Source organism: Streptomyces sp. NPDC002125 (genome assembly GCF_053593715.1).
Map to the genome: position 1 here is coordinate 153,277 of NZ_JBSFDD010000014.1, position 22,832 is coordinate 176,108.

The following is a 22,832-nucleotide window of genomic DNA, read 5'->3' on the forward strand; positions in this document are numbered from 1 at the left end:
GACCTCTCGGGGTCAGTTCTCGGTCTTGGGGAGGCCGGGCGGGTTGATCTCCGACTTCTCGACGGCCTCGTTGGACAGGCCCCAGCGCTCCAGCACCTCGGCGTACGAGCCGTCCTCGATGATGTGGTCGATGGCGGCGCCGTACGCCTCGACCAGGCCGCTGCCCTTCTTCGTGGTGGCGGCGATCTTCCCCTGGACGCCGTCACCGCCGCCGGAGAGCGTGCCGATGATCTCGGACTGCCCGGCGGACGCCACGTGGTAGTTGGCGGAGGGGCTCGGGCCGAGATAGGCGTCGATGCGGCCCGACTGGAGGGCCAGGTAGTAGTCGGTGTCCTTCTGGAAGTACGTGATCTCCACCGGCTTCCGCCCGGCCTTGACGTTCTCCTCGCTCCAGTCGACGAGGATCTTCTCCTGGTTGGTGCCGGAGGCGACGGAGATGGTCCTGCCCGCGACGTCGGCGGGGCCCTTCACCTTCCAGCCGGAGCCCTTCTTGGCCTCGAAGGCGATGTTGTCGAGCCGGTAGGTCGCGAAGTCGTACTTCTCCTTGCGCTCCTCGGTCACGGTGACGTTGGAGAGGACCCCGTCGAACTTGGAGCTGTCGAGGCCGACGAAGAGGTTCTCCCAGGAGACCTCCTCGAACTCCGGCTTCAGGCCGAGCGTGTCGGCGATCAGGGTCGCCAGGTCGATCTCGCTGCCGATCCGGGTCTTGTCGTCGGTCGCGTAGAAGCCCAGCGGTGGCGAGGCGTCGGCGCTCGCGCCGAGTCTCAGCGTGCCGCGTTCGCGGACGGCGGCCGGTACCTGGGCCGCGATGGCGTCCACCTTCTTGCCCCTGATCCGGTTCTGGTCGGGACCGATGTTGATGCCCGTGTCCTTCTGGCCCTTCGGGCGGATCACGTCCTCGGTCGCGTCGCTGGCTCCGCAGGCGGTGAGCAGCCCCGCGGCGGTGAGGAAGGCGAGGGCGGCGGTGAGGGTGCGGCGGACGGACATGAGACTGCTCCTCGGGTGGCGGGACATGGGTCAGAGGACCTTGGAGAGGAAGGCGCGGGTGCGCTCCTGGACGGGGCGGTCGAGTACCTCGGCGGGCGTGCCCTGCTCGACGATCCGACCCTCGTCCATGAAGACGACGGTGTCGGCGACCTCGCGGGCGAAGCCGATCTCGTGCGTGACGACGATCATCGTGGTCCCGCCGTGGGCCAGGCCCTTGATGACGTCGAGGACCTCGCCGACGAGCTCGGGGTCGAGGGCGGACGTGGGCTCGTCGAAGAGCAGCAGCTTCGGCTCCAGCGCGAGGGCGCGGGCGATCGCGACGCGCTGCTGCTGGCCGCCGGAGAGCTGCCTGGGGTAGGACCCGGCCTTGTCGGCGAGGCCGACGCGCGCCAGGAGCTTCTCCGCGGCGGCCACGGCCTCCTTCCGGGGGCGGCCGAGGGCGGCGACAGGGGCCTCGATGATGTTGTCGAGGACGGTGAGGTGCGGGAAGAGGTTGAAGTTCTGGAAGACGAAGCCGATCCGGGTGCGCTGGCGCAGGACCTCGCGTTCGCGCAGCTCGTACAGCTTGTTGCCCGACCTGCGGTAGCCCACCAGGCTGCCGTCGACGCTGATCCAGCCCTGGTCGACCTTCTCCAGGTGGTTGATGGTGCGCAGCAGGGTGGACTTCCCCGATCCGGAGGGGCCGAGGACGACGGTCACCTCTCCGGGCCGGACGGAGAGGTCGATGCCGCGGAGCACGTCGAGCGTGCCGAAGCTCTTGTGCACCCCCCGGATCTCGACCATGGCCTCGTCGGTGCTGCGTTCTTCCGTGGGTGTGCTCATCGCACGGCCCCCTTGGCGTAGTGACGTTCGACGTAGTGCTGGAGGACGGAGAGCGCGGTGGTCAGGAGGATGTACCAGACCGTGGCGACCATGAGCAGCGGCACCACCCGGCCGTTGCGCCCGTAGACGACCTGGACCTGGTAGAAGAGTTCGCCGATCGCCATCACGGAGACGATCGAGGTGCCCTTGAAGAGGGAGATGATCTCGTTGGCGGCGTTCGGCAGGATGGAGCGCATCGCCTGCGGCAGCACGATGCGCCGCAGCTGCCGCAGCCGGGGTATGCCGAGCGCGGCGGCGGCCTCCAGCTGCCCGCTGTCCACGGCGAGTACGCCGCCCCGGACGATCTCCGCGGCGTAGGCGGCCTGGTGCAGGGCGAGCCCGAGCACGGCCGCGCTCATCGCGCCGACGAGGTTCATCGTGTCGAAGGTGACGAAGCCGGGCCCGAAGGGGATGCCGAACTCCAGCTCCTTGTAGAGGTAGGCCAGGTTGAACCAGAACAGCAGCTGCACGATGAGCGGGATCGAGCGGAACGCCCAGATGTAGGCGTACGCGACCGCCTTGAGGAACGGGCTCGCGGAGAGCCGCATGAAGGCCAGGACGATGCCGAGCGCGAAGCCGATCACCGTTCCGTAGAAGGTCAGTTGAAGGGTGACCCAGACGGCGTGCAGGATCGTCTCGGTGGTGACGAAGCGGGCGAACACGTCCCATTCCCAGCCGGGGTTGGTGATCAGCCCGTTGAGGAACTGGGCGAGGAGCACGGCCGTGGCCGCCACCGCCACCCAGCGCCAGGGATGGCGTACGGGGACGACCTTCAGGGCCGCGTAGTCGTCGGTGTCCTGCTCCTTGCCCGGGTCGGCCGCCGGTGGACGGACGGGTGGATCGCTGGTCAGCGCCATGGTGGAGGTTCCTTCTGCGACAGGGGTACGAACGGGGGCCGTGCTCAGACGGTGGCGCGGTCCCGACAGGAGAGGTCCCGCAGGAACGCGAGCGCCGTGCGGGCGGTGGCGTCGTTCTGCCGGAAGGCCGGGCCGCCGGTGCGCGGCCGGGTGAACGCCCCGCTGGAGCGTGCGGTGGTGTACGGCCCGAGCGCGAAGCGGCGCGGGTGGGGGCGGCCTTCGCGGTCCAGGACGCGTCCGTCGGCGGGGTGGACGGACAGCAGGCCCGTGTCGGTGCCGGCGGCCCCGTCCTCGTACAGCCCGCTCAGCAGCGGGCTGCGCGTCCTGAGCAGGGAGGGGTCGGGCAGCCGCGCCTCGACCAGGGCGCGGGCCTCCGTGTACGCGCCGGGGACGGTGGTGCTGCCGGCCCGGAACACGCCCTTGCGCTCGTCGGTCCCGACGGTCATCCCGGCGCCGAGGAAGCGGACGATCCCGGCGTCGGAGAGGGCCAGCAGCTGCCGCAGCCGGGGTCCCGGCGGTCCGGAGGCGAGGTAGCTGAAGAAGCCGTGCCACTTCTCCCCGATGTCGCCGAGGCCGGTCAGCTGGCCGTAGACGGAGAGCAGTCCGAGGAACACGGCGAGGTCGGGGCTGTGCCGGGTGTCGTGCCGGCGTGCGAGGTCGGCGGTGATGTAGGCGCGCAGCCCGTCCTGGAGCGTGTCGTAGGAGGCGTGGCGCACTCCGTCGAGCGGGTGGTCCAGGGCGTCGAGGTCGAGCCGGTCGGCGGGGTCCGGGACCGCCGAGGCGACGAGGGCCGCGAGCTCGGGGCTGCCGGGCTCGGCGACGGCGTACTTCTCCTCGAAGTCGCCCCGGTCCACGGAGGTGCGCTCGGGGTGGGCGGTGAAGAGCCGGTGGTAGTGGGCGTGGCCTAGCTCCTTGGCGACGAGCGGCCACACATCGCGCCGGAAGTCGACGGGGCCGGGCCGGTCGAGGATCTCCGCCACCTGTGCCGGGCCGAAGTGGTGGGGCAGGGGCGGCCGTTCGCCCTGCCAGGTGTAGCCGATCTTGGAGTGGTAGGGGACGCCGCGCCGCGATCCGACGTGGAGGACGGGCTCCTGCCCGGAGGGCACGTAGACCCCGTTCTCGTGCCGTCCGCCGCGTCCCTCGGTGAGCAGCACCATCAGGTCGATGAAGGCGAGTCCGAATCCGCGCACGATGACGGGTTCGCCCGGCCGGAGTGCCGAGAGGTCGCTGTCGGCGGTGAAGTCGGGCGGCAGGTGCACCAGCCCGTGGCGCGCGGCGAAGGCGGCCAGTTCCCGCTGCTCCGTGGGGAGTTCGGCGTCCAGATGGCCGACGGTGAGGACGACCAGGTCGGCGGCGAGCGGCTCGGCGCGGCCCTCGATCCAGACCTTCTGGCGGCCGTCGCGGGGGCCCTGGACGCGCAGGGCGGTGCCCCGGTGCTCGTGGACGGTGATGCCGGGCGGCAGCGCGGCGAGCGCCTGCTCGTACACCCAGCGCAGATAGGCGCTCTGGAGCCGCCGGCTGGGGAAGTCCTGGCCGCCGAGGCCGTGGATCTCCTCCAGCACCTCCGGTCCGGCGACGGCGGCCGTCCGCCCCTCGCGGACGTCCCCGGCCCAGGTGTGCAGGTCGGGGCCGGGGATCACCGGGCCGTCCAGCTGGACGGTGTCGTCGGTGAACATCGTGACGTCCTCGGCCATGGAGTTCATCCGGAGCAGCGGGGACTGGTCCTCCCGCCAGATCCGGCCGCCGCCCGGCGGGTACGGGTCGACGAGGTGGAGGTCCAGGGGCAGGCCGTCGTAGAGCTCGGCGGCGTTGGCGGCTATGCGTTCGACGACTCCGGTGCCGCGCGGTCCCGCGCCTATGACGACGAGCGTCGGTGTGGTGCTCATCGGGCGTCCGCCGTGCCGCGTGCGTAGTGGCGTTCGACGTAGTACTGGCCGAGGGAGAGCAGCGAGGTGACGGCCACGTACCAGAGGGTGGCGACGAGCAGCAGCGGGATGACCTCGTACGTGCGGTGGTAGACGAGCTGGACCGAGTAGAGCAGGTCCTGCACGGCGATGATGCTGACGATCGAGGTGCCCTTCAGCGTCCCGATCAGCATGTTCCCCGCGGGCGGGACGATGGAGCGCATGGCCTGCGGGAGCACGATGCGGCGCAGACGCCGCCAGGGCCCGAGGCCGAGCGACTGGGCCGCCTCCAGCTGTCCGCGCTCCACGGAGAGGATGCCGCCGCGGACCACTTCGGCGGCGTACGCGGCCTCGTGGAGCGTCAGTCCGATGATGGCGACGGTCACGGGCCCGAGCAGGTCGACGGTGTCGACGCCGAGGATCCGCGGGTACAGGGCGCCGATGTTGAACCAGAAGAGCAGCTGGACCAGGATCGGGGTGGACCTGAACAGCCAGATGTAGCCCCAGCTCACCGCCTGGAGGACGGGGTTCCCCGAGAGCCTGAACACCGCGAGCAGGGTGCCGATGGCGAAGCCGAGCACCATGACGAGGCCGGTGAGCCACAGGGTCAGGCCGAGGCCTCGCAGCACGGAGCCGGTCGTGAGGTAGGTGCCCACGACGTCCCACTGGAAGGCGTCGTTGCGCACGACGGAGACGAGGGCGCCCGCGAGCAGGACCAGGACGGCGACTGCCGCTGCCCAGCGGCCTGTTCGGCGTACGGGCACGATGCGCGGGACGGGGTCCCCGGTGTCCTTGCGGGGCGGGGGCGCGAGCGGGGAGGGAAGGCTGTCTGTCTGCGCGGACATGCGAAGGCTCCGTGGATGCAGAGATCGAACACGGGGCGTGCCTTCAGCGCGGAACACGACGTGGACCGGGCCCCTCAGCGCCGGTCCGCTCTTGAGAAAAGCCCCAACGGGCTGTGTTGTCAAGCCTGTCCACAGTGTGAGCCGTACGTCTCACCTCGGTTGACGTGCAACCGGATGCCTGTTCCACTTGGGCCATGCATGCGCAGCAGTGGCTGGTCACCCGCTCCCACATCGACTTCGGTCGCGTGTGGTCCTCTTCCTGTTGAGCTGACCCCCTGCGTCTGCCCCACCCCCGCTCGCGCCCCGCTGGGCGCTTGAGCACCTTCCCCCGCGTTCCTTCGCGTACACGACGTCGCTCCGCCCTCCCCTCGCACCGCTGATCTCCCGCCCCGCCGCTCCGTGCTGCCGCAGCACGCGAGCGCGGTCGACGAACCCGGAGAAACTCCGCCATGCCCCGAACCCGGCACACCGCTGCCTTCGCACTGATCACCGTGGCCACCCTGACCCTGACCGCATGCGGCTCGGGTGACCCGGCGGCCGCCCCGGCCGGAGCGGGTTCCGCGGGAAGGGGGAAGACCCCGGCCACCGATGTGGTCTCGGCGGTGAAACGGAACGACGCCGCGGCCGGGCTGCTCCCCGCCGGGGTCCGGTCCTCGGGCACCCTCTCCCTCGCGTCCAGCGTGGGCGCCCCGCCCGGAGCGTTCTACGAGGCGGACGGGAAGACGCTCGCGGGCGCGGACATCGACTTCGCGGACGCGGTGGCCAAGGCGCTGGGGCTGAAGCTGAAGCGCGAGGTCGCCTCCTTCGAGGCGATCCTGCCGGCCCTCGGCAGCGGGAAGTACGAGGTGGGCACGGGCAACTTCGGGGTCACCGACGAGCGCCGGAAGACGATCGACTTCGTGACGTACATCAACGACGGGCAGGGCTTCGCCGTCCGTGACGACAGCGATCTGAAGGAGGTCACCGATCTCACGCAGCTCTGCGGTCTGACCGTCGGCACCGGCGCCGGGACCACCTTCGAGGCGACCCTGGAGGAGAACAAGCACGTCTGCGGCGACGCGGGCAAGGAGGCGTACGAGGTCAGGACGTACGCCGATCAGGCCGCCGTCTGGAGCTCGCTCCAGCAGGGCCGCAGCGATGTGCTGATGTCGACGATCAACGGACTGCGCTACGCGGTGGCCCAGCTGGACGGGCTGCGCTTCCTCAACGAGTACAAGCGGCTCGACGTCGGCTTCGCCTTCAAGAAGGGCACCCCGCTGGCGCCCGCCTTCCAGGCCGCGGTCAACGGCCTCAAGGAGGACGGGACCTACGACCGCATCCTGAAGAAGTGGGGCACGGAGAAGTCGGCGATCGAGACCTCCCAGATCTCGCCGCCCGAGATCAGGTGATCCCGGCGGGTGCGGAGCGCGCCCCCCGGCCTCAGCAGTCGCACCCGCAGTCGCAGCAGCCGCCGTCACCGCAGCAGTTGCTGCAGCAGTCGCAGGCATCGCAGCAGTCCCCGCAGTCGCACTTGTGGCAGAGCCCCTCGCGTTCCTGACCGCTCCACGGGTCGTGGAAGCTCCCGGAGCAGCAGAGCTGGCAGGTGCAGGCGAGCCCGGCCCAGACCAGGCAGCCCGCGAGGAGGCCGCGCCGGTTGCGGGGCGGCTCGGGCGGGAGCGGCGGTCCGGGCGGGGAGGAGGGTCCGCCCGGGGCGTACGGGTTGCCGGGCGGCGGCCCGAAGCTCCCCTCCGGCTGCCCGCCCGGGCGGTGCGAGCAGGACGCCGGACCGAAGGCCCGGTCCACCGAGCGCCGCAGCTCGTGCACCAGGAGCACATGCGCCAGGGTGCCGTCGGTGAATTCCGCGTCCCGGAGCGCGAGGCGCACCCCGTGCAGCGCGTCGTCGCACAGCCGGCGGGCCTCCGGGAGCGTGGTGCCGGTCGCGGTGAGCGGGTTCCAGGCACCCGACGCGGCGTCGGCCTCCCGGTCCTCCACGGCGTCCAGGAGGTGCGCGAGCCGTCCGAAGAGCCGGCCGGCCTCGGCGAGCGGCTCGGCGTTCCCCGGCCTGCCCGCGAGGACGGCGGTGTGCGCGAAGGCCGCGGCCGTCGCCGTCTCGGTGGGTTCGGTGACCGCCAGCAGCGGGGTTCCCGGTCCGGCGAGCGACTCGATTCCGGTCTGCCGGTCGACGGCGTCGACCAGGACCGCCGTGTCGAAGCCCAGCTCGGCCCCGGTGCGCGCCCCGGCCCTGTCCCAGCCCGCGGCGACCCTGCGTGCCGCGGCGGCGACCGGGCGGCGCTTCAACAGCCCGTCACCGTCGGCGACATGGTCGCGGACCTTGGCGGAGGCCAGCACGAGCGACACGGCGGCGGCCAGCCTGGCCCCCTCGCCGCGCGCGACCGGCGCCGTGCGCATCGAGCGCAGGGGGCAGGGGCCCGCGGTGCGCCGCTGCCCACCGGAGCGCGGGGACTGAGCCTCCGTCAGGACCGAGACGATCAGGCCGTCGTAGTTGGTCACGATCCGGGCGAACTGCCCGTGATCCGCGCGCAGCGCGAGACAGAGCCCGCAGAGATGGGCCATCCACTCGGCCTTGAGCCCTTCGGACAGCCGATGGGTGCAGGGCCTGACGATTCCGAACACGACGATCCCCCGAGAGCCGTTCAACCGATGCCGCGGCACTCGTGCGCCCGCGCGGCGTGCATCGTACCGAGCTCTCCGTTCACCCGTACGCACGCCATGTCACCCGTACGGCCCGGCGCATCATATTTTCCTTTTGCAACCCCCCTTATGCGGGAGGAACCCTGACGAATCGCCACATGCTCTGCACCAGTAGCGTCACGAATCGCGTGCGCGCCGCCTATCCCCTTGGCGCTGTATCCGCATCATGGACGACCATAGGGATAGGAAAGAGATGCGGAACACGAACGAACCGCGGTGAGAGGAGGCGTCCATGGGATCGGTGCGCAAGGCGAGTGCCTGGCTGGGCCTCGTGGAGGACAACGACGAGCGGTACTACGACGACGAGTACTCCGAGGAGGCGGAGACCGGCACCGGCCAGGCCTGGGTGACCGACCCCCGCGTCCAGGTGGCGTCCGAGAAGGCCGAGGACACGGGCCGCCGGATCGCCACCGTCACCCCCGACAGCTTCCGGGACGCCCGTGGGATCGGCGAGCTCTTCCGGGACGGCGTGCCCGTGATCGTCAACCTGACGTCCATGGACCCCACCGACGCGAAGCGCGTCGTGGACTTCGCCGCGGGGCTGACCTTCGGGCTGCGCGGCTCCATCGAGCGTGTGGCGACCAGAGTCTTCCTGCTGACTCCCGCCCACACCCAGGTGGTGACCGGCGAAGCCGCCGGCCGGCCCGCCGACGGCTTCTTCAACCAGAGCTGAGCGGGGCGCTCGCCGGAGAGCCCTACCGGAAAGCGTCCAGGCCGGTGAGCGCCTTGCCCAGCACGAGCTGGTGCATCTCCACGGTTCCCTCGTAGGTGAGCACCGACTCCAGATTCGTCGCATGCCGCATCACCGGATATTCCAGCGAGATTCCGTTGGCACCGAGGATCGTCCGCGAGGTGCGGCAGATCTCGATCGCCTCCCGCACGTTGTTGAGCTTTCCGAAGCTGACCTGCTCCGGGCGGAGCCTGCCCGTGTCCATCCGGCGGCCCAGATGGTGGGCGAGCAGAATTCCCTTGTGGAGTTCCAGGGCCATGTCCGCGAGCTTGGCCTGGGTGAGCTGGAATCCGCCGATCGGCCTGCCGAACTGCTCACGGGACTTCGCGTAGTCCAGCGCCGCCTCGAAGCTGGCGCGTGCCGCGCCCATGGCTCCCCAGACGATGCCGTAGCGGGCGTGGCCGAGGCAGCTGAGCGGGCCGCGCAGCCCCGTGACCCCGGGCAGGACGGCGTCGGCGGGCAGCCGCACACCGTCCATGACCAGCTCACTGGTGACCGAGGCGCGCAGCGACCACTTGTGCCTGATCTCCGGCGCGGAGAAGCCGGGGCTGCCCGTCGGCACGACGAATCCACGGATGCCGGACCCGCCGTCGCCCTCGTCGGTCTGCGCCCAGACGACGGCGACCCCGGCGACCGATCCGTTGGTGATCCACATCTTGCGGCCGGTGAGGATCCAGTCGTCGCCGTCCCGTTTCGCGTACGTCCGCATCGCGGCGGGGTCCGAGCCGTGGTCCGGTTCGGTGAGGCCGAAGCAGCCGATGGTCTCGCCGGCCGCCATGCCGGGCAGCCACCGCTGCTTCTGCTCCTCGGAGCCGAAGCGGTGGATGGCGTACATGGCGAGGGAGCCCTGCACGGAGACGAGTGAGCGGATCCCGGAATCGGCGGCCTCCAGCTCCAGACAGGCCAGACCGTACTGCACGCTGCTCGCCCCCGCGCAGCCGTAGCCCTGGAGGGACATACCCAGGGCTCCGAGCGAGCCGAGCTCGCGGGCGAGCCCCCGGATGCCGGGGAGCTCGCCCTTCTCGTACCACTCGGCGATGTGCGGGAGAACCCGGTCGGCGGCCCAGGTGCGCACGGTGTCGCGGATCGCGAGGTCCTCCGGGGCGAGGAGGTCGTCGACGCCGAGGGGGTCGCGCGGATCGAAGGGCGGGAGCTTCTGCTTCGAGGACTCGGTGGTGGACAAGGGTGCCTCCGGCGGCTCGCACGGTACGGAAACGCGCCACCGTACTGAAACTAGCAGTGGTAGTTATGGCGCCCCGCCGACGTTACGGCTCAGTGTGCGGCCCGTCCAGAGCCGGTGGCCTCCGCAGGCTCGCGCCGCACGGGACGCGGCAGCCGCTTCGGCGCAGTGGTCTCCCGGCGGGTTCCGGACACGGCAGCGTCCGGCCCGCCCGCCTGTGCGGGAACCTCGGCGACCGGCTCCCGGCAGGCCGTGACGGCGGGCGGGCACTCCATGACGCGCGGTAGCCGCAGCGCCGCCAGCGCCCCGAGCAGCAGCAGGCCCGCGCTGACCAGCAGCGTGAGGTGCAGACCGTCGACGAAGGCGTGCCGGGCCGTGTCGCGCAGCAGCTCCCCCATCGGCCCGCCCAGCCGCCCGGCCACCTGGTACGCCTCGCCCAGCGAATGCGAGGCCGCCGATCCGGCGGACGCGGGCACGCCCTCCTCGTGGAGCCGGGAGAGTCCGGGCGCGTAGGCGGCGTTCATGACGCTGCCGAGCAGCGCGATCCCCAGGCCGGCGCCCAGCTGGTAGGAGGTCTCGCCGATCGCGGCGGCCCCTCCCGCGCGCTCGGCGGGGGCCTCGCTCAGCATCGACTCGTACGCCCCGAACAGCGTGGACTGGAGCCCGAAGCCGAGCAGCACGAAACCGGTGGTGAGCAGCACGGGCCGGTCGTGCTGGCCCATCAGGGTCAGCAGGAGCACCGAGGCAGCGGTGAGCACGAAGCCCCAGCCGACCATCCGGCGCGGCCCGATCCTGCTCAGGGTGTACGAGCCGGTGGCGCCCGCGGCCATCGCGGCGAAGGTGAGCGGCAGCAGCCGCAGACCGGTCTCCAGCGGACTGAGGTCCAGGACCAGCTGGAGGTACTGGACGGCGATCAGCTCCAGGCCGACCAGGGCCAGCATGGCCAGCACGATGCAGCCGACGGCGGTGGTGAAGGCGGGCCGGGAGAACATCGCGATGTCGATCAGCGGATGCGCGCGCCGGCGCTGCCTGCGCACGAAGAGGGTGAGCAGCGCCGCCCCGGCGAGCAGCGGGACGAGGGTGGCGGGGTTCAGCAGTCCCTCGCCGCCGCCGATCCGCTTGATGCCGAGGACGACGCCGAGCACGCCCGCCGCGGCCATCAGCGCGCCGAGCACGTCCCAGGGGCCGTCCTCCGCCCCGCGCGACTCGGGCAGCAGCCAGCGTCCGACGGGGAGTATCACGGCCATGAGCGGGATGTTGATCAGGAAGACCGAGCCCCACCAGTAGTGCTCGACGAGGAATCCGCCGATGACCGGCCCGGTCGCGGCACCCACCGCGGCCACCGCGGTCCATACCCCGATGGCCAGGGCCCGCTCGCGCCGGTCCGGGAAGACCTGGCGGAGTATCGACAGCGTGGCCGGCATGATCATCGCGCCGCCCACACCGAGCAGCGCGCGGGCCGCGATCAGCACACCGGGGCTGTCGGCCGCCGCCGCGACGGCGGAGGCGATCCCGAAGATCGCGTAGCCGAAGAGAAGGACGCGGCGTCTGCCGATCCGGTCACCGAGCGTGCCGAAGAGGATCAGCAGCGAGGCGCAGACCAGCGGGTAGGCGTCCACGATCCAGAGCAGGCCGACGGCGCTGGGCCGCAGGTCCTCGGTGACGGCGGGGACGGCGACGTGCAGCACGGTCGCGTCGAGCGCGACCAGCAGAAGACTGAGGCAGAGGACGACCAGGACGACCCAGCGGTTGGCACCGTCGGCTGCAGCGCGCAGCCTGCTCACGGCCGTGGACGTCCCAGTCATGTACGTACCTCCCACAATGTGTCCCTCGCGCTCGGCAGACCTGCTGGGGTCCGTTCCGGCACCCCCGGGCCCGGCATCGACGGGCGAGTGAGCCGCCAGAGTACGCGAGTTCCAGATGGTCACACGTGGTGCAGCTCATACGTTCACGGGCCACCGAGTGTGGCGTACACCACTTCACCGCGTACGCGGGGTGACGTCTCCGCCGCCACGCCGGAGGCCCCGCCGGACGGCCGGGCATCGTCCCGCCCCTGCCCCGAATGGCCCCGCGCACAGTCGGCGGTGTCACGCCGCATCGCTTTCTTCGACGGTCAAACATTTCTGCGATTAATGCGGGGAACGAATAGCCGGAGGGGTCGAAACGATTCCCCGGAGCAGAGGTAATAGATGCCTGTCTGAGACAAAGTCCACATCACATCGTCATCACAAAGACGCGGGATCGGCCGGATCACACACTCACTCGCTGTAACGTCCATTGCGTGCGTACCGACATCTTTGCCCGTCTGGACCGGGAGCCGGAACCGCCGAAGATAGAGACCCCGCGGATGAGTCGTCACCGCATCGCTCTCTTCGGCGGGACTTTGGCGTTCTATGTCGCCATCGTCGTTGCCGTGCTGGTCTCGTCCTGGCTGGTGGCCCTCGACTGGAAGGTCATGCTGTTCCGGCCCTATCAGCAGTGGCCGGAACTCCACGCCTTCCTCGACTACTACGTCGTGCTCGGCCAGCGTGGCCCCACGGCCGTGATGGTCGCCTCCTGGCTCGGCTGGCGCTCCTGGCGCCAGCACACGCTGCGCCCGCTGCTCACGCTGGGCGCCTCCCTGCTGCTGCTCAACCTGTCGGTGGGCGCGGTCAAGCTCGGCCTGGGGCGGCTCGGCCCTCACTACGCCACTCAGATCGGCTCGGCGGAGCTCTTCGCCGGCGGCGATATATTTCCTTCCGGGCACACCGCCAATGCCGTGGTGACCTGGGGAATCCTCGCCTATCTGGCCACCACCCCGCGCGCGAGGCGCTATCTGTCGGCCCTGTCGGCGTTCGTCTCCCTCGGCGTGGGGCTCACCACCGTCTACATCGGCACCCACTGGCTCAGCGACGTCCTGCTGGGCTGGGCGGCCGGGCTGCTGATCCTGCTGGCCCTGCCGTGGTTCGAGCCGCTGATCACGCGCGCCGAGGTACTGATCCTCTCGGTGCGCGAGCAGTGGCGGGCGCGCCGCAGGCTGCGGGCGTCCGCTCCGGCCGCCCCCGCGGCACCCGAGCCCGTCATGCTCCCGCAGTCGCTGAGCGGCGGGACGGGCGCCGAGGGAGCCCTGGAGGCGGTGAGCGTCGAGCCGGTGCCGGAGGCGCAGGGCGCCACCGGCCACCCGGGCGCCCGCGCCAGGGCTCACCAGGCGCATCCCGTGCGCTCGGAGCGGACACCGGTCACCCCCGCGGGCTCGCGCCGTCCGCCGCACGCGGACCGTGCCCCGCGGAGCAACGGGACGCAGGCCCGCCCGGTGGCGGGCGGCTCGGTCGCCCCCTGACCTGCCCGGACAGCACACGGCGAAGGCCCCGACAATCCGTCGGGGCCTTCGTCGTGCGGGGGGTTCTCAGCCGACCCAGCAGCGGGTCACGGTCGCGGCGTCCACCTCGAAGTTGATGCGTCCGCCGCGGAACTCCATGGTGATCACGGTGCCCGGCGGCAGGGCCCGGACCGTGCTCCAGCCACGGGCTCTGGCCTGCCGCTCCGCGGCCTCGGCGTCGAGGCCGACGTACGACTCGGGAGCGTCGTCCGGCTGGGCGGGAAGGTTCGGTAGAGGTGCCATACCTCTCACCGTAGGCCGTCACGGACCGGGGCGGAAGCGATCACGCTCACGGATGCCGGAGCAACCCCATGTACCCCGGCGGTCACGCTTGTGTCACAGGATCCCCACGCGCGTTTACTCCGCGGCACTTCACCCGAACGGACAGCCGGAACGCCCGGAAACCGGAATTCACCCGCTCACGGAATGGGCACCCCGGCGCCCTTCGGCATGAAATTGCACACGGGCCGCCGTCACGCGCCACGGCTTTTCCAGGCAGCGCAGAATGGAGAATATACGACCACGCAACCTGGAATTCACTCGCCCTTATACCACCCTTACTCCCCGCCGCCCCGCGCCCGCGCCTCCCTCACCGGAGAGCGGCCCCGTACCGCCGGACCATGCGGAATGGAACGGTCCGGGACGCGGGGCGCCGGGCGCCCGGACGGCGGTCCGGGCGCCCCCGGTTCAGGCCCTTCCGCGGCGGATCGCCGAGGAGGCCAGGTAACGCAGTGCGTACGCCCCGTCCAGCGCGCTGCCCCTGGAACGGTGCAGCGCGTTGCGCAGCGCGCCCTGCGAGCGGCCCCGCGATCCCCGCGCGGCCAGCTCGGTGAAGAGCTTCTCGTGCCGCTCGGCGATCGGTGCGGGATCGAAGCGCGCGGCGGAGACCCGCGCGGCGCGTCCCATCCGGTGCCGCAGCCCGTCGTCGTCGATCAGGCCGAGCAAGGCCTTGGCGAAGGCCCCGGTGTCGCCCAGCGGCACCAGCAGTCCGTCGGTCCCGTCGTCGATGATCTCGGCGGGTCCGTGCGGGCAGTCGGTGGAGACGACCGGCACCCCGCAGCGCATCGCCTCCACGATGGTCATGCCGAACGACTCCCGCTCGGAGGTCACGGCGGCGATGGATGCCTTGGGCCACTCCTTCTCCATCGGATCGGCCGAGCCCATGAGCCGCACCCGCTCCCGGAGGCCCAGCTCCTCGACCAGCGCGCGCAGCGGCCGCTGCTCGTTGCCCGACGCGTCGCCGGCGCCGTAGATCCGCAGCCGCCACTCGGGACGTGCGGCCGCGATCTCGGCGAAGGCCCGGATCAGTACGTCGTAGCGCTTGACCCGGTGCAGCCGGCCGGCCGCCACGATCCACTTGGCGTCGCAGTCGGCGGGCGGGCCGTCCGGCTCGGGCACGCTGTTCGGGATGGCCTCCACACGCACGCCGGGCAGCCGCAGCCTGGCGCGGTAGTCCCTGGCGTCGGCAGAGGTGACGGTCGTGACCGCGTCGAGCAGTTCGTACCGGTGGCTCATCTCCCGGCGCAGCCGGTAGCTGTGGCTCTCCAGCGTGAGGTGCTCCTGGCCGACGCGCACCGGCCCGCGCCGCGCCTGCCTGCTGATGTGGATGTTGAGTCCGGGACGTGTACCGACGACGACGTCGGCCTCGACCGCCCCCAGATGGGCCGCGATGCGCCTGTCGGTGAGCCTGCTGTACTGCCGGTGCCTGGTGTCGCCGCGCGGGAAGACCGAAGCCTGTTTCGCGTGTTCGGCGTGGTCCCCCTCGTATCCGGGACTCGACTTCCGCAGATCGACGAGGTGCCTCATGCGTACGCCGCCCGGTGCGCCGAGCGCCGGGTCGTCCCGGTGCCGGAAGACGGAGACGATCTCGACGTCGTGCTGCTCGGCCAGGGTCCCCGCGAGCGTGAAGGTCGTACGGATCGTTCCCCCGATGCCGTACGCATTATGGAGCAGAAATGAAATATGCATTACGTAGTCGTTTCCCCTGTTCGACTGGTCTGCGTCGGACCTTACGTGGCGTCAGGAAGGGGCACAGCTTTCGCACAGGAGTCGCACAAAGCCGTGACGTTTCGAACTGGCACACGCACACCAGGGGCCCACAGGCGGAATGTCCGGCTCCGAGTCTCTTTCTCGATCTGTCGGTGCATCGGCCCGCCGGTTCCCCCGCTTTAATCTCCCGATTCGCGCGTGACCCAGGCCCCGGGTCGTCCGTTGTCTCTTCATGAGCCGGGAACCGCCCGGCCCACGCACCGAGTTCGAGGAGCCACCCGTGCCGCGCATGCTCGACGTCAGCGAGGACGTACGTGCCGAGATCGGCGACGCCGAAGCCGACCGGCTGCTCGTCGGCGACAGTGCCCCAGGCAGTTACGACTGCACCTCCTGCCGCACTCCCGGCGACTCCGACCAGGAACGCACCAGCACGGTGCTGTTCGTGGGCGACGAGACCGCCGTGCTCGCCTTCGCCCACGCGACCTGCATCCCCTCGCAGGTCGTCCAGGTCGCGGAGGACCAGCTCCAGGGCGCCGTGCGGTCCATCACCGGCAGCGAGCCACAGAATCCGGAGGGCCTCATGCCCGAACAGGCTGTCCTCGGCATCACCAGCGGTCTTGTCCTGATCGAGGACGACCTCCGTCCGGCCCTGGTCGTCGAACCGACGGGGCCGATCGCGCGTCCCGGCACGGACGGCAGCAGCGGCGACCAGTTCCTCCAGCTGCTGCTGGAGCAGGGCTTCCAGCCCACGCCCCATCTCAACAGGCTGCCCGGGGTGCTCCCCGGCTGGTCGGTGCTGCTCGCCATGGGCCAGCTCCACGCGGTGCTCCAGCCGGGTGCGGGCGGCGGAAGCCCGGTCGCCTGGTGGCAGGCCCATCAGCCGCTCCAGGTCACCGAGGGCTGGCGTACGGCGGCGAACAAGTCGCAGAGCGTGCTCGTCTTCGCCGCACCGGCGGGCTCCATCGGCCAGCAGCCGCGCGAGGACCTGCTCCGGGACGCGCTGGACAAGGCCGCGATCAACGGTCTGCTGGTCGCCGCGACGATGCCGCTGGCCGGGACCTGACGGTGACGGCTCCGCCCTCCCCGGCCCGCCGAACATCGTTTTCTCCGCCCGGCCCGCATCCCACGGGCGGTGAGGTCGTTGGCACCTACGTGCACTCATACGACCCTTCTCGCCAGCAGCAGACCCCCATCCCGGCCATGCGCCCTTCACGGGAGCCGTCGGGCGGCAAGTCCGCGACGCCGATCTACGACGCGCTGTACGCCGAGTACCGCCGCTCGTTCAGGGCGCTTCCCGGGGACCGTACCGGTGAGGAGAATCTGGGCTTCCGGACGTTCGGCATCGGGATGTTCGGCAGCCGCACACCGCTGAGCAGCCGTACGGCGGCGAACGCCCAGGGCAGCCACAGCGCCTCGGGCGGCAATCCGGGTTCCTGGCAGCGGGTCGGACGCCACGCGGGCCGTGGCAGGCCGGCGGCGCTGCCACCCGGGTCGACGGACTCCTGAGGGCGTACGGCGAAGCCCCGGACCCCCCGCACAGAGCGGGTGGTCCGGGGCTTCGCCGTACGCCCTCGGATCACTTCTTGCGGCCGCGCTTCTCGCGGACCCGGACCGAGATGTGCAGCGGAGTCCCCTCGAAGCCGAACTCCTCGCGCAGGCGGCGCTCCACGAAGCGCCGGTAGCCGTGCTCCAGGAAGCCGGAGGAGAAGAGCACGAACCGCGGGGGCTTGGTGCCCGCCTGGGTGCCGAAGAGGATGCGGGGCTGCTTGCCGCCGCGCACCGGGTGGGGGTGGGAGGCGACGATCTCGCCGAGGAAGGCGTTGAGCCTGCCGGTGGGGACGCGGGTCTCCCAGCCCTCGATGGCGGTCTCGATCGCCGGGACCAGCTTCTCCATGTGCCGGCCGGTGACGGCAGAGACGTTGACGCGCGGGGCCCAGGCGATCTGGGCGAGCTCGGTCTCGATCTCGCGCTCGAGGTAGTAGCGGCGCTCCTCGTCGAGGGTGTCCCACTTGTTGAAGGCGACGACGACGGCGCGGCCCGCCTCCACCGCCATGGTGACGATGCGCTGGTCCTGCACGCTGATCGACTCGCTCGCGTCGATCAGGATGACGGCGACCTCCGCCTTCTCGACGGCGGCGGCGGTGCGCAGCGAGGCGTAGTAGTCCGCGCCCTCCTGGAGGTGGACCTTGCGGCGGATGCCCGCCGTGTCGATGAACTTCCAAGTGGTCCCGCCGAGCTGGATCAGCTCGTCGACCGGGTCGCGGGTGGTGCCCGCCAGGGCGTTGACGACGACGCGGTCCTCGCCCGCGACCTTGTTCAGCAGGGAGGACTTGCCGACGTTGGGGCGGCCGATGAGCGCGATGCGGCGCGGGCCGCCGAGCACGGTGCCGAAGGTCTGCTCGGGGGCCTCGGGCAGGGCTTCCAGCACGGCGTCGAGCATGTCGCCGGTGCCGCGGCCGTGCAGGGAGGAGACCGGGTGCGGCTCGCCGAGGCCCAGCGACCAGAGGGCGGTGGCGTCGGCCTCGCCGCTCTGTCCGTCGACCTTGTTGGCGCACAGGACGACGGGCTTGCCCGCGCGGCGCAGCAGCTTGACGACGGCCTCGTCGGTGTCGGTGGCCCCGACGGTGGCGTCGACCACGAAGACGACCGCGTCGGCCGTCTCGATGGCGTACTCCGCCTGGGCGGCGACGGAGGCGTCGAGGCCCAGCACGTCCTGCTCCCAGCCGCCGGTGTCGACGACCTTGAAGCGGCGTCCGGCCCACTCGGCCTCGTAGCTGACGCGGTCACGGGTGACGCCGGGCTTGTCCTGGACGACGGCCTCGCGGCGGCCGATGATCCTGTTCACCAGGGTCGACTTGCCGACGTTCGGCCGGCCGACGACGGCGAGCACGGGAAGCGGGCCGTGACCGGCCTCACCGATCGCGCCCTCGACCTCCTCGAGGTCGAACCCCTCCTGCGCGGCGAGCTCCATGAACTCCGCGTACTCGGCATCGCCAAGTGCTCCGTGCTCGTGGTCCGAGCCGTCGGAGTGAATCTGGTCGTTCATGAAGTCCGTTCCTCTTTGCATCATCGATGGGCCACGATGGCGCGGCCCACTACTCAGGTCTTGACAGGGCGTCCGGTGAGACGCCTGGCGTTCTCCAGGTGCGCGGTCAGCTCGGCCTGGATACGCAGCGTCGCCTCGTCCAGCACCTTCCTGGTCCGCCGCCCGCTGCCGTCACCGGCCTGGAAGGCGTCCCCGAAGACGACGTCCACCCGGCTGCGCAGCGGGGGCAGTGCTGATATCAACCGTCCGCGCCGCTCGGTGCTTCCCAGGACCGCGACGGGAACGATCGGCGCCCCGCCGCGCACCGCGAAGTACGCGAGCCCCGCACGCAGGGAGGCGAAGTCTCCCTCGCCCCTGGTGCCCTCGGGGAAGATCCCGAGGACCCCGCCGTCCTCCAGCACGCCGAGTGCCTGCGTGATGGCGGTGCGGTCGGCGGTCGTACGGTCCACCTTCAGCTGCCCGATTCCGCGCAGGAACGGGTCGAGGGGGCCGACGAACGCCTCCTTCTTGATCAGGAAGTGGACGGGCCGGGGCGCGGTGCCCATCAGCATCGGCCCGTCGATGTTGTGCGCGTGGTTCACCGCGAGTATGACGGGTCCCGAGGCGGGGACCCGCCACGCGCCGAGCACACGGGGCCTGAACAGCCCGTACATGAGCCCGATGCCGATCCCGCGCCCGACGGCCGCTCCGCGCAGCGTGGGCGCGGCGGTGGCTTCGGTCACTTCGCGGCCTGCTTCTCCCCGACGAGGGTGACGACGCACTCGATGACCTGGGTGAGGGTCAGCTCCGTGGTGTCCACCTCGACGGCGTCGCCCGCCTTGGCGAGCGGCGAGGTCTTGCGGCCGGAGTCGGCGGCGTCCCGCTTGATCAGCGCCTCCTTGGTGGCGGCGAGATCGGAGCCCTTGACCTCGCCGCTGCGGCGGGCGGCGCGCGCCTCCGGGGAGGCGGTCAGGAAGATCTTGATGTCGGCGTCGGGCAGCACGGTCGTGCCGATGTCCCGGCCCTCGACGACGATGCCGCGCTCGGCCTCCTTGGCGATCGAGCGCTGCAGCTCGGTGATCAGGGCGCGCACCTCGGGCACCGCGCTGACGGCGCTGACCTTGGAGGTGACCTCCTGGGTGCGGATCGGGCCGGAGGCGTCCTCGCCGTCGACGGTGATCGTCGGCGCGGACGGGTCCGTGCCGGAGACGATGACCGGCTTGGCGGCGGCCGTGGCGATCGCCGCCGGGTCCTGCACGTCGATGCCGTTGTTCAGCATCCACCAGGTGATCGCGCGGTACTGGGCGCCGGTGTCCAGGTAGCTCAGGCCGAGCTGGGCGGCGACGGCCTTGGAGGTGCTCGACTTGCCCGTGCCGGAGGGGCCGTCGATGGCGACGATCACTGCGGCCGGGGCGGTCCGGGCGGCGGCGCTTACGGTTTCCACGGTGGTGGACACCTTCCTGGTACGCGGGGGCGGGCTGAGCGGGGCAGGGCAGACCGGGGCGCCCTCCCCACAAGGTTACCGAGTGCGCGAAGCGCGTTTGCACCCCTGTCTCCGGGGCCCGCCCCGTGCGCTCCTCACGGGCGGATCGACCAGCCCCGCTCCCTGAGGGCGGCGCTCAGCGCGGGTGCGGCGCTCGGCTCGACCATCAGCTGGACCAGTCCGGCCTGCTGGCCGGTGGCGTGCTCGATGCGGACGTCCTCGATGTTGACCCCGGCCTTGCCCGCGTCGGCGAAGATCGCGGCCAGCTCGCCCGGCCGGTCGCTGATGAGCACGGCGACGATCTCGTACGACGCCGGGGCGGCCCCGTGCTTGCCCGGCACCCTGACGCGGCCCGCGTTGCCCCGGCGCAGGACGTCCTCGATGCCTTCGGTGCCGCTGCGGCGCTTGTCCTCGTCGCCGGACTGCAGGCCGCGGAGCGCCCGTACCGTCTCGTCCAGGTCGGCGGCGACGCCGGCCAGCACGTCGGCGACCGGGCCGGGGTTGGCGGAGAGGATCTCCACCCACATCCGGGGGTCGGACGCGGCGATGCGGGTGACGTCCCTGATGCCCTGCCCGCAGAGGCGTACGGCGGTCTCGTCGGCCTCCTCCAGCCGGGCCGCGACCATCGAGGAGATCAGCTGCGGGGTGTGGGAGACCAGGGCGACGGCGCGGTCGTGGGCGTCGGCGTCCATGACGACCGGGACGGCGCGGCAGAGCGCGACCAGTTCCAGCGCCAGGTTGAGGACCTCGGTGTCGGTCTCCCGGGTCGGGGTCAGGACCCAGGGCCGGCCCTCGAAGAGGTCGGCGGTTGCGGCGAGGGGGCCGGAGCGCTCCTTGCCCGCCATGGGGTGCGTACCGATGTACGGCGCGAGGTCGACGCCGAGCGCCTCCAGCTCGCGGCGCGGGCCGCCCTTGACGCTGGCGACGTCGAGGTAGGCACGGGCGACCCCGTCGCGCATGGCCCTGGCGAGCACGGACGCGGTGTGGGCGGGCGGTACGGCGACGACCGCCAGGTCGACGGGGCCCTCGGGGGCCTCGTCGGTGCCGGCTCCGAGCGCGGCGGCGGTCTGCGCCGAGGAGGCGTCGCTGTCGGCCAGGTGCACCTGGATGCCGCGCCCCGCCAGGGCGAGGGCCGCGGAGGTCCCGACCAGGCCGGTTCCGATGACGAGGGCTGTTCTCACTGGGCGATGTCCTTGCGCAGGGCGCCGGTGGCGCCGAGGTAGACGTGGTTGATCTCGGCCTTGGAGAGATACGTCTCCACATGGGCGAGGATGCGGACCACGCGGGGCATGGCCCCCGTGATGTCGAGTTCCTGCGCGCAGATCAGCGGTACGTCGACGATGCCCAGGCCCCGGGCGGCCGCCGCGGGGAAGTCGCTGTGCAGGTCGGGGGTGGCCGTGAACCAGACGCTGATCAGGTCGTCGGCGACGAGCTGGTTGCGCTCCAGGACCGCGGTGAGGAGCTCGCTCACCCGCTCGTCCATGTGCCCGGCCTCGTCCCGATCCAGCTGGACTGCCCCACGGACCGCTCGTACCGCCACGTCGTACCCCTCGTCGCCTCGTGCTGCGTGCCCTTTCAGCCTAGAGGGGCGGCGGGAGGCGTGGTCACCCCGCTCTGTCCGTGAGACGCGGCGGGTGCCCGCCTCCCGGGGGATTCCCCGCGCGGAACGCGGCGATGGCGGCAGGCTCCCGGGCGCGGTGGCTTCGCCGGGGCGGCCGGGGGCGCCACGATGCCTCTCAGCGACCACCACACGAGGAGAGCCATGAACGCACGACGCAGGACGGTCCTGGCCGCGGGGACGGCGGGAGCCGCGGCCCTCGTGACCGGCTGCGGCTCGTCGGACGGCGACGGGGGCGGCGACGAGAGCTCCGCCCCCGCGTCCGACGGCGCGGAACTGACCAGCACCTCCGACGTCCCGGCCGGCGGCGGCACGATCTTCAAGGAGCAGAAGATCGTGGTGACCCAGCCGGCCGACGGTGAGTTCAAGGCCTTCTCGGCAGTGTGCACCCACGCGGGCTGCATCGTCTCGACGGTCGAGAACGGCACGATCAACTGCGCGTGCCACGGCAGCCGGTTCAGCATCACGGACGGGGCCGTCGAGCAGGGCCCGGCGACACGCGCGCTGCCCGCCGAGAAGATCACCGTGGACGGGGACAGCATCCGTCAGGGCTGAGGGCCGTCCGGCCGGAAAAAGGGGCGCGGCCGTCGGCGGGACTGCGTACGCTCGCGCGAATGATCACCCCTGACGGCACACGGCTCGTGCGGGATCACACCGTCTACTCCTGTGTGATGGGCTCGCGCGCCTTCGGACTGGCCACCGAGGACAGCGATACGGACCGGCGTGGGGTCTTCCTCGCGCCGACACCGCTGTTCTGGGGCTTCACCAAGCCGCCGACCCATGTCGAGGGGCCGGCGGACGAGCAGTTCTCCTGGGAGCTGGAGCGCTTCTGCGAGCTCGCGCTGCGGGCGAATCCCAATGTGCTGGAGTGCCTGCACTCGCCGCTGGTGGAGCACGCCGACGCCACGGGCCGCGAGCTCGTCGCTCTGCGCGCGGCCTTCCTGTCACGTCAGGCCCACACCACGTTCGTGCGCTACGCACTGGGCCAGCGGCGGAAGCTGGAGGCGGATGTCCGCCTCCACGGCGAGCCGCGCTGGAAGCACGCGATGCACCTGCTGCGGCTGCTGGAGAGCTGCCGGGACCTGCTGCGTACGGGCGAGCTGGTGATCGACGTGGGCGACCGGCGGGAGCATCTGCTGGCGGTGAAGCGGGGCGAGGTCCCGTGGGACGAGGTGGAGCGCGCGATGACGCGGCTGGCGCAGGAGAGCGACGAGGCCGCCACCCGGTCCCCGCTGCCCCTGGAGCCGGACCGGGAGCGCGTGGAGGCCTTCCTGGTCCGTACCCGGAGGGCCTCGGCGGGGTAG

General features: G+C 71.5%; 22 protein-coding genes. 7 read left to right on the top strand and 15 right to left on the bottom strand.

The genetic code is table 11. The features are described 5' to 3' along the window. Positions 1–12: 12 nt before the first annotated feature. From ACWCQM_RS23790 to ACWCQM_RS23810, 5 genes are read right to left on the bottom strand one after another with little or no spacing between them, the layout of a single operon-like run. Positions 13–987, bottom strand: coding sequence for an ABC transporter substrate-binding protein (locus ACWCQM_RS23790; protein WP_450917163.1), 975 nt, complete (start codon positions 985–987; stop codon positions 13–15). A 30-nt stretch (positions 988–1,017) separates the two neighbouring features. Then, on the bottom strand, positions 1,018–1,770 hold the full coding sequence (locus ACWCQM_RS23795) for an amino acid ABC transporter ATP-binding protein (protein ID WP_450917209.1): 753 nt from the start codon (positions 1,768–1,770) through the stop codon (positions 1,018–1,020). Between the two features lie 35 nt (positions 1,771–1,805). Then, entirely contained in the window at positions 1,806–2,705 is a 900-nt protein-coding gene (locus tag ACWCQM_RS23800) for an amino acid ABC transporter permease (protein WP_450917164.1), read from the bottom strand. Positions 2,706–2,749: 44 nt separating this feature from the next. Then, a complete protein-coding gene (locus ACWCQM_RS23805; protein WP_450917165.1) occupies positions 2,750–4,591 on the bottom strand; it encodes an FAD/NAD(P)-binding protein in 1,842 nt (613 codons plus the stop codon). Next, entirely contained in the window at positions 4,588–5,454 is an 867-nt protein-coding gene (locus tag ACWCQM_RS23810; protein ID WP_450917166.1) for an amino acid ABC transporter permease, read from the bottom strand. Before ACWCQM_RS23810 ends, ACWCQM_RS23805 begins: the two co-directional genes overlap by 4 nt. 449 nt (positions 5,455–5,903) lie before the next feature. On the opposite strand from ACWCQM_RS23810, the gene ACWCQM_RS23815 reads away from it, so the two are divergent. Continuing rightward, positions 5,904–6,842, top strand: coding sequence for an ABC transporter substrate-binding protein (locus ACWCQM_RS23815; RefSeq protein ID WP_450917167.1), 939 nt, complete (start codon positions 5,904–5,906; stop codon positions 6,840–6,842). Between the two features lie 31 nt (positions 6,843–6,873). On the opposite strand, the gene ACWCQM_RS23820 is transcribed toward ACWCQM_RS23815, so the two are convergent. Continuing rightward, positions 6,874–8,067, bottom strand: a complete 1,194-nt coding sequence (locus tag ACWCQM_RS23820) for a DUF5685 family protein (protein ID WP_450917168.1) — start codon at positions 8,065–8,067, stop codon at positions 6,874–6,876. Between the two features lie 310 nt (positions 8,068–8,377). Between ACWCQM_RS23820 and ACWCQM_RS23825 the strand changes: the two genes are divergently transcribed. After that, complete coding sequence (locus ACWCQM_RS23825; RefSeq protein WP_450917169.1) at positions 8,378–8,818, top strand: cell division protein SepF; 441 nt, start codon at positions 8,378–8,380, stop codon at positions 8,816–8,818. A gap of 22 nt (positions 8,819–8,840) precedes the next feature. Here the strand turns inward: ACWCQM_RS23825 and ACWCQM_RS23830 are convergent, their stop codons facing one another. Further along, positions 8,841–10,058, bottom strand: coding sequence for an acyl-CoA dehydrogenase family protein (locus ACWCQM_RS23830; protein WP_450917170.1), 1,218 nt, complete (start codon positions 10,056–10,058; stop codon positions 8,841–8,843). An 89-nt stretch (positions 10,059–10,147) separates the two neighbouring features. Further along, entirely contained in the window at positions 10,148–11,860 is a 1,713-nt protein-coding gene (locus ACWCQM_RS23835) for an MFS transporter (protein WP_450917171.1), read from the bottom strand. A 476-nt stretch (positions 11,861–12,336) separates the two neighbouring features. Between ACWCQM_RS23835 and ACWCQM_RS23840 the strand changes: the two genes are divergently transcribed. After that, positions 12,337–13,374: a phosphatase PAP2 family protein gene (locus ACWCQM_RS23840; RefSeq protein WP_450917172.1), complete on the top strand. Its 1,038-nt coding sequence runs from the start codon at positions 12,337–12,339 to the stop codon at positions 13,372–13,374. A 66-nt stretch (positions 13,375–13,440) separates the two neighbouring features. On the opposite strand, the gene ACWCQM_RS23845 is transcribed toward ACWCQM_RS23840, so the two are convergent. Both ACWCQM_RS23845 and ACWCQM_RS23850 read right to left on the bottom strand, forming a co-directional pair. Next, positions 13,441–13,656: an I78 family peptidase inhibitor gene (locus ACWCQM_RS23845; protein WP_450917173.1), complete on the bottom strand. Its 216-nt coding sequence runs from the start codon at positions 13,654–13,656 to the stop codon at positions 13,441–13,443. 444 nt (positions 13,657–14,100) lie between these two features. Further along, positions 14,101–15,381: a glycosyltransferase family 4 protein gene (locus tag ACWCQM_RS23850; RefSeq protein ID WP_450917174.1), complete on the bottom strand. Its 1,281-nt coding sequence runs from the start codon at positions 15,379–15,381 to the stop codon at positions 14,101–14,103. Between the two features lie 301 nt (positions 15,382–15,682). On the opposite strand from ACWCQM_RS23850, the gene ACWCQM_RS23855 reads away from it, so the two are divergent. Together ACWCQM_RS23855 and ACWCQM_RS23860 are read left to right on the top strand one after the other, a co-directional pair. Further along, the gene (locus tag ACWCQM_RS23855; RefSeq protein WP_450917175.1) at positions 15,683–16,465 is read left to right on the top strand and encodes a hypothetical protein; all 783 of its coding nucleotides are present in this window, start codon (positions 15,683–15,685) and stop codon (positions 16,463–16,465) included. Positions 16,466–16,602: 137 nt separating this feature from the next. After that, a complete protein-coding gene (locus ACWCQM_RS23860; RefSeq protein WP_450917176.1) occupies positions 16,603–16,908 on the top strand; it encodes a hypothetical protein in 306 nt (101 codons plus the stop codon). 70 nt (positions 16,909–16,978) lie between these two features. On the opposite strand, the gene der is transcribed toward ACWCQM_RS23860, so the two are convergent. The 5 genes from der to aroH all read right to left on the bottom strand — a co-directional run bounded on the left by der (position 16,979) and on the right by aroH (position 21,450). After that, positions 16,979–18,448, bottom strand: coding sequence for a ribosome biogenesis GTPase Der (gene der, locus ACWCQM_RS23865; protein WP_073751148.1), 1,470 nt, complete (start codon positions 18,446–18,448; stop codon positions 16,979–16,981). A gap of 53 nt (positions 18,449–18,501) precedes the next feature. Continuing rightward, complete coding sequence (locus ACWCQM_RS23870) at positions 18,502–19,170, bottom strand: lysophospholipid acyltransferase family protein (RefSeq protein WP_073751146.1); 669 nt, start codon at positions 19,168–19,170, stop codon at positions 18,502–18,504. Beyond that, a complete protein-coding gene (gene cmk / locus ACWCQM_RS23875) occupies positions 19,167–19,883 on the bottom strand; it encodes a (d)CMP kinase (protein WP_450917177.1) in 717 nt (238 codons plus the stop codon). The genes ACWCQM_RS23870 and cmk overlap by 4 nt, the downstream gene beginning before the upstream one ends. Positions 19,884–20,005: 122 nt before the next feature. Beyond that, a complete protein-coding gene (locus ACWCQM_RS23880; protein WP_267076517.1) occupies positions 20,006–21,091 on the bottom strand; it encodes a prephenate dehydrogenase in 1,086 nt (361 codons plus the stop codon). Further along, positions 21,088–21,450, bottom strand: coding sequence for a chorismate mutase (aroH, locus tag ACWCQM_RS23885; protein WP_450917178.1), 363 nt, complete (start codon positions 21,448–21,450; stop codon positions 21,088–21,090). The genes ACWCQM_RS23880 and aroH overlap by 4 nt, the downstream gene beginning before the upstream one ends. A 222-nt stretch (positions 21,451–21,672) precedes the next feature. Between aroH and ACWCQM_RS23890 the strand changes: the two genes are divergently transcribed. Further along, positions 21,673–22,083, top strand: a complete 411-nt coding sequence (locus tag ACWCQM_RS23890) for a Rieske (2Fe-2S) protein (protein ID WP_450917179.1) — start codon at positions 21,673–21,675, stop codon at positions 22,081–22,083. A gap of 59 nt (positions 22,084–22,142) precedes the next feature. After that, entirely contained in the window at positions 22,143–22,832 is a 690-nt protein-coding gene (locus ACWCQM_RS23895; RefSeq protein WP_450917180.1) for a nucleotidyltransferase domain-containing protein, read from the top strand.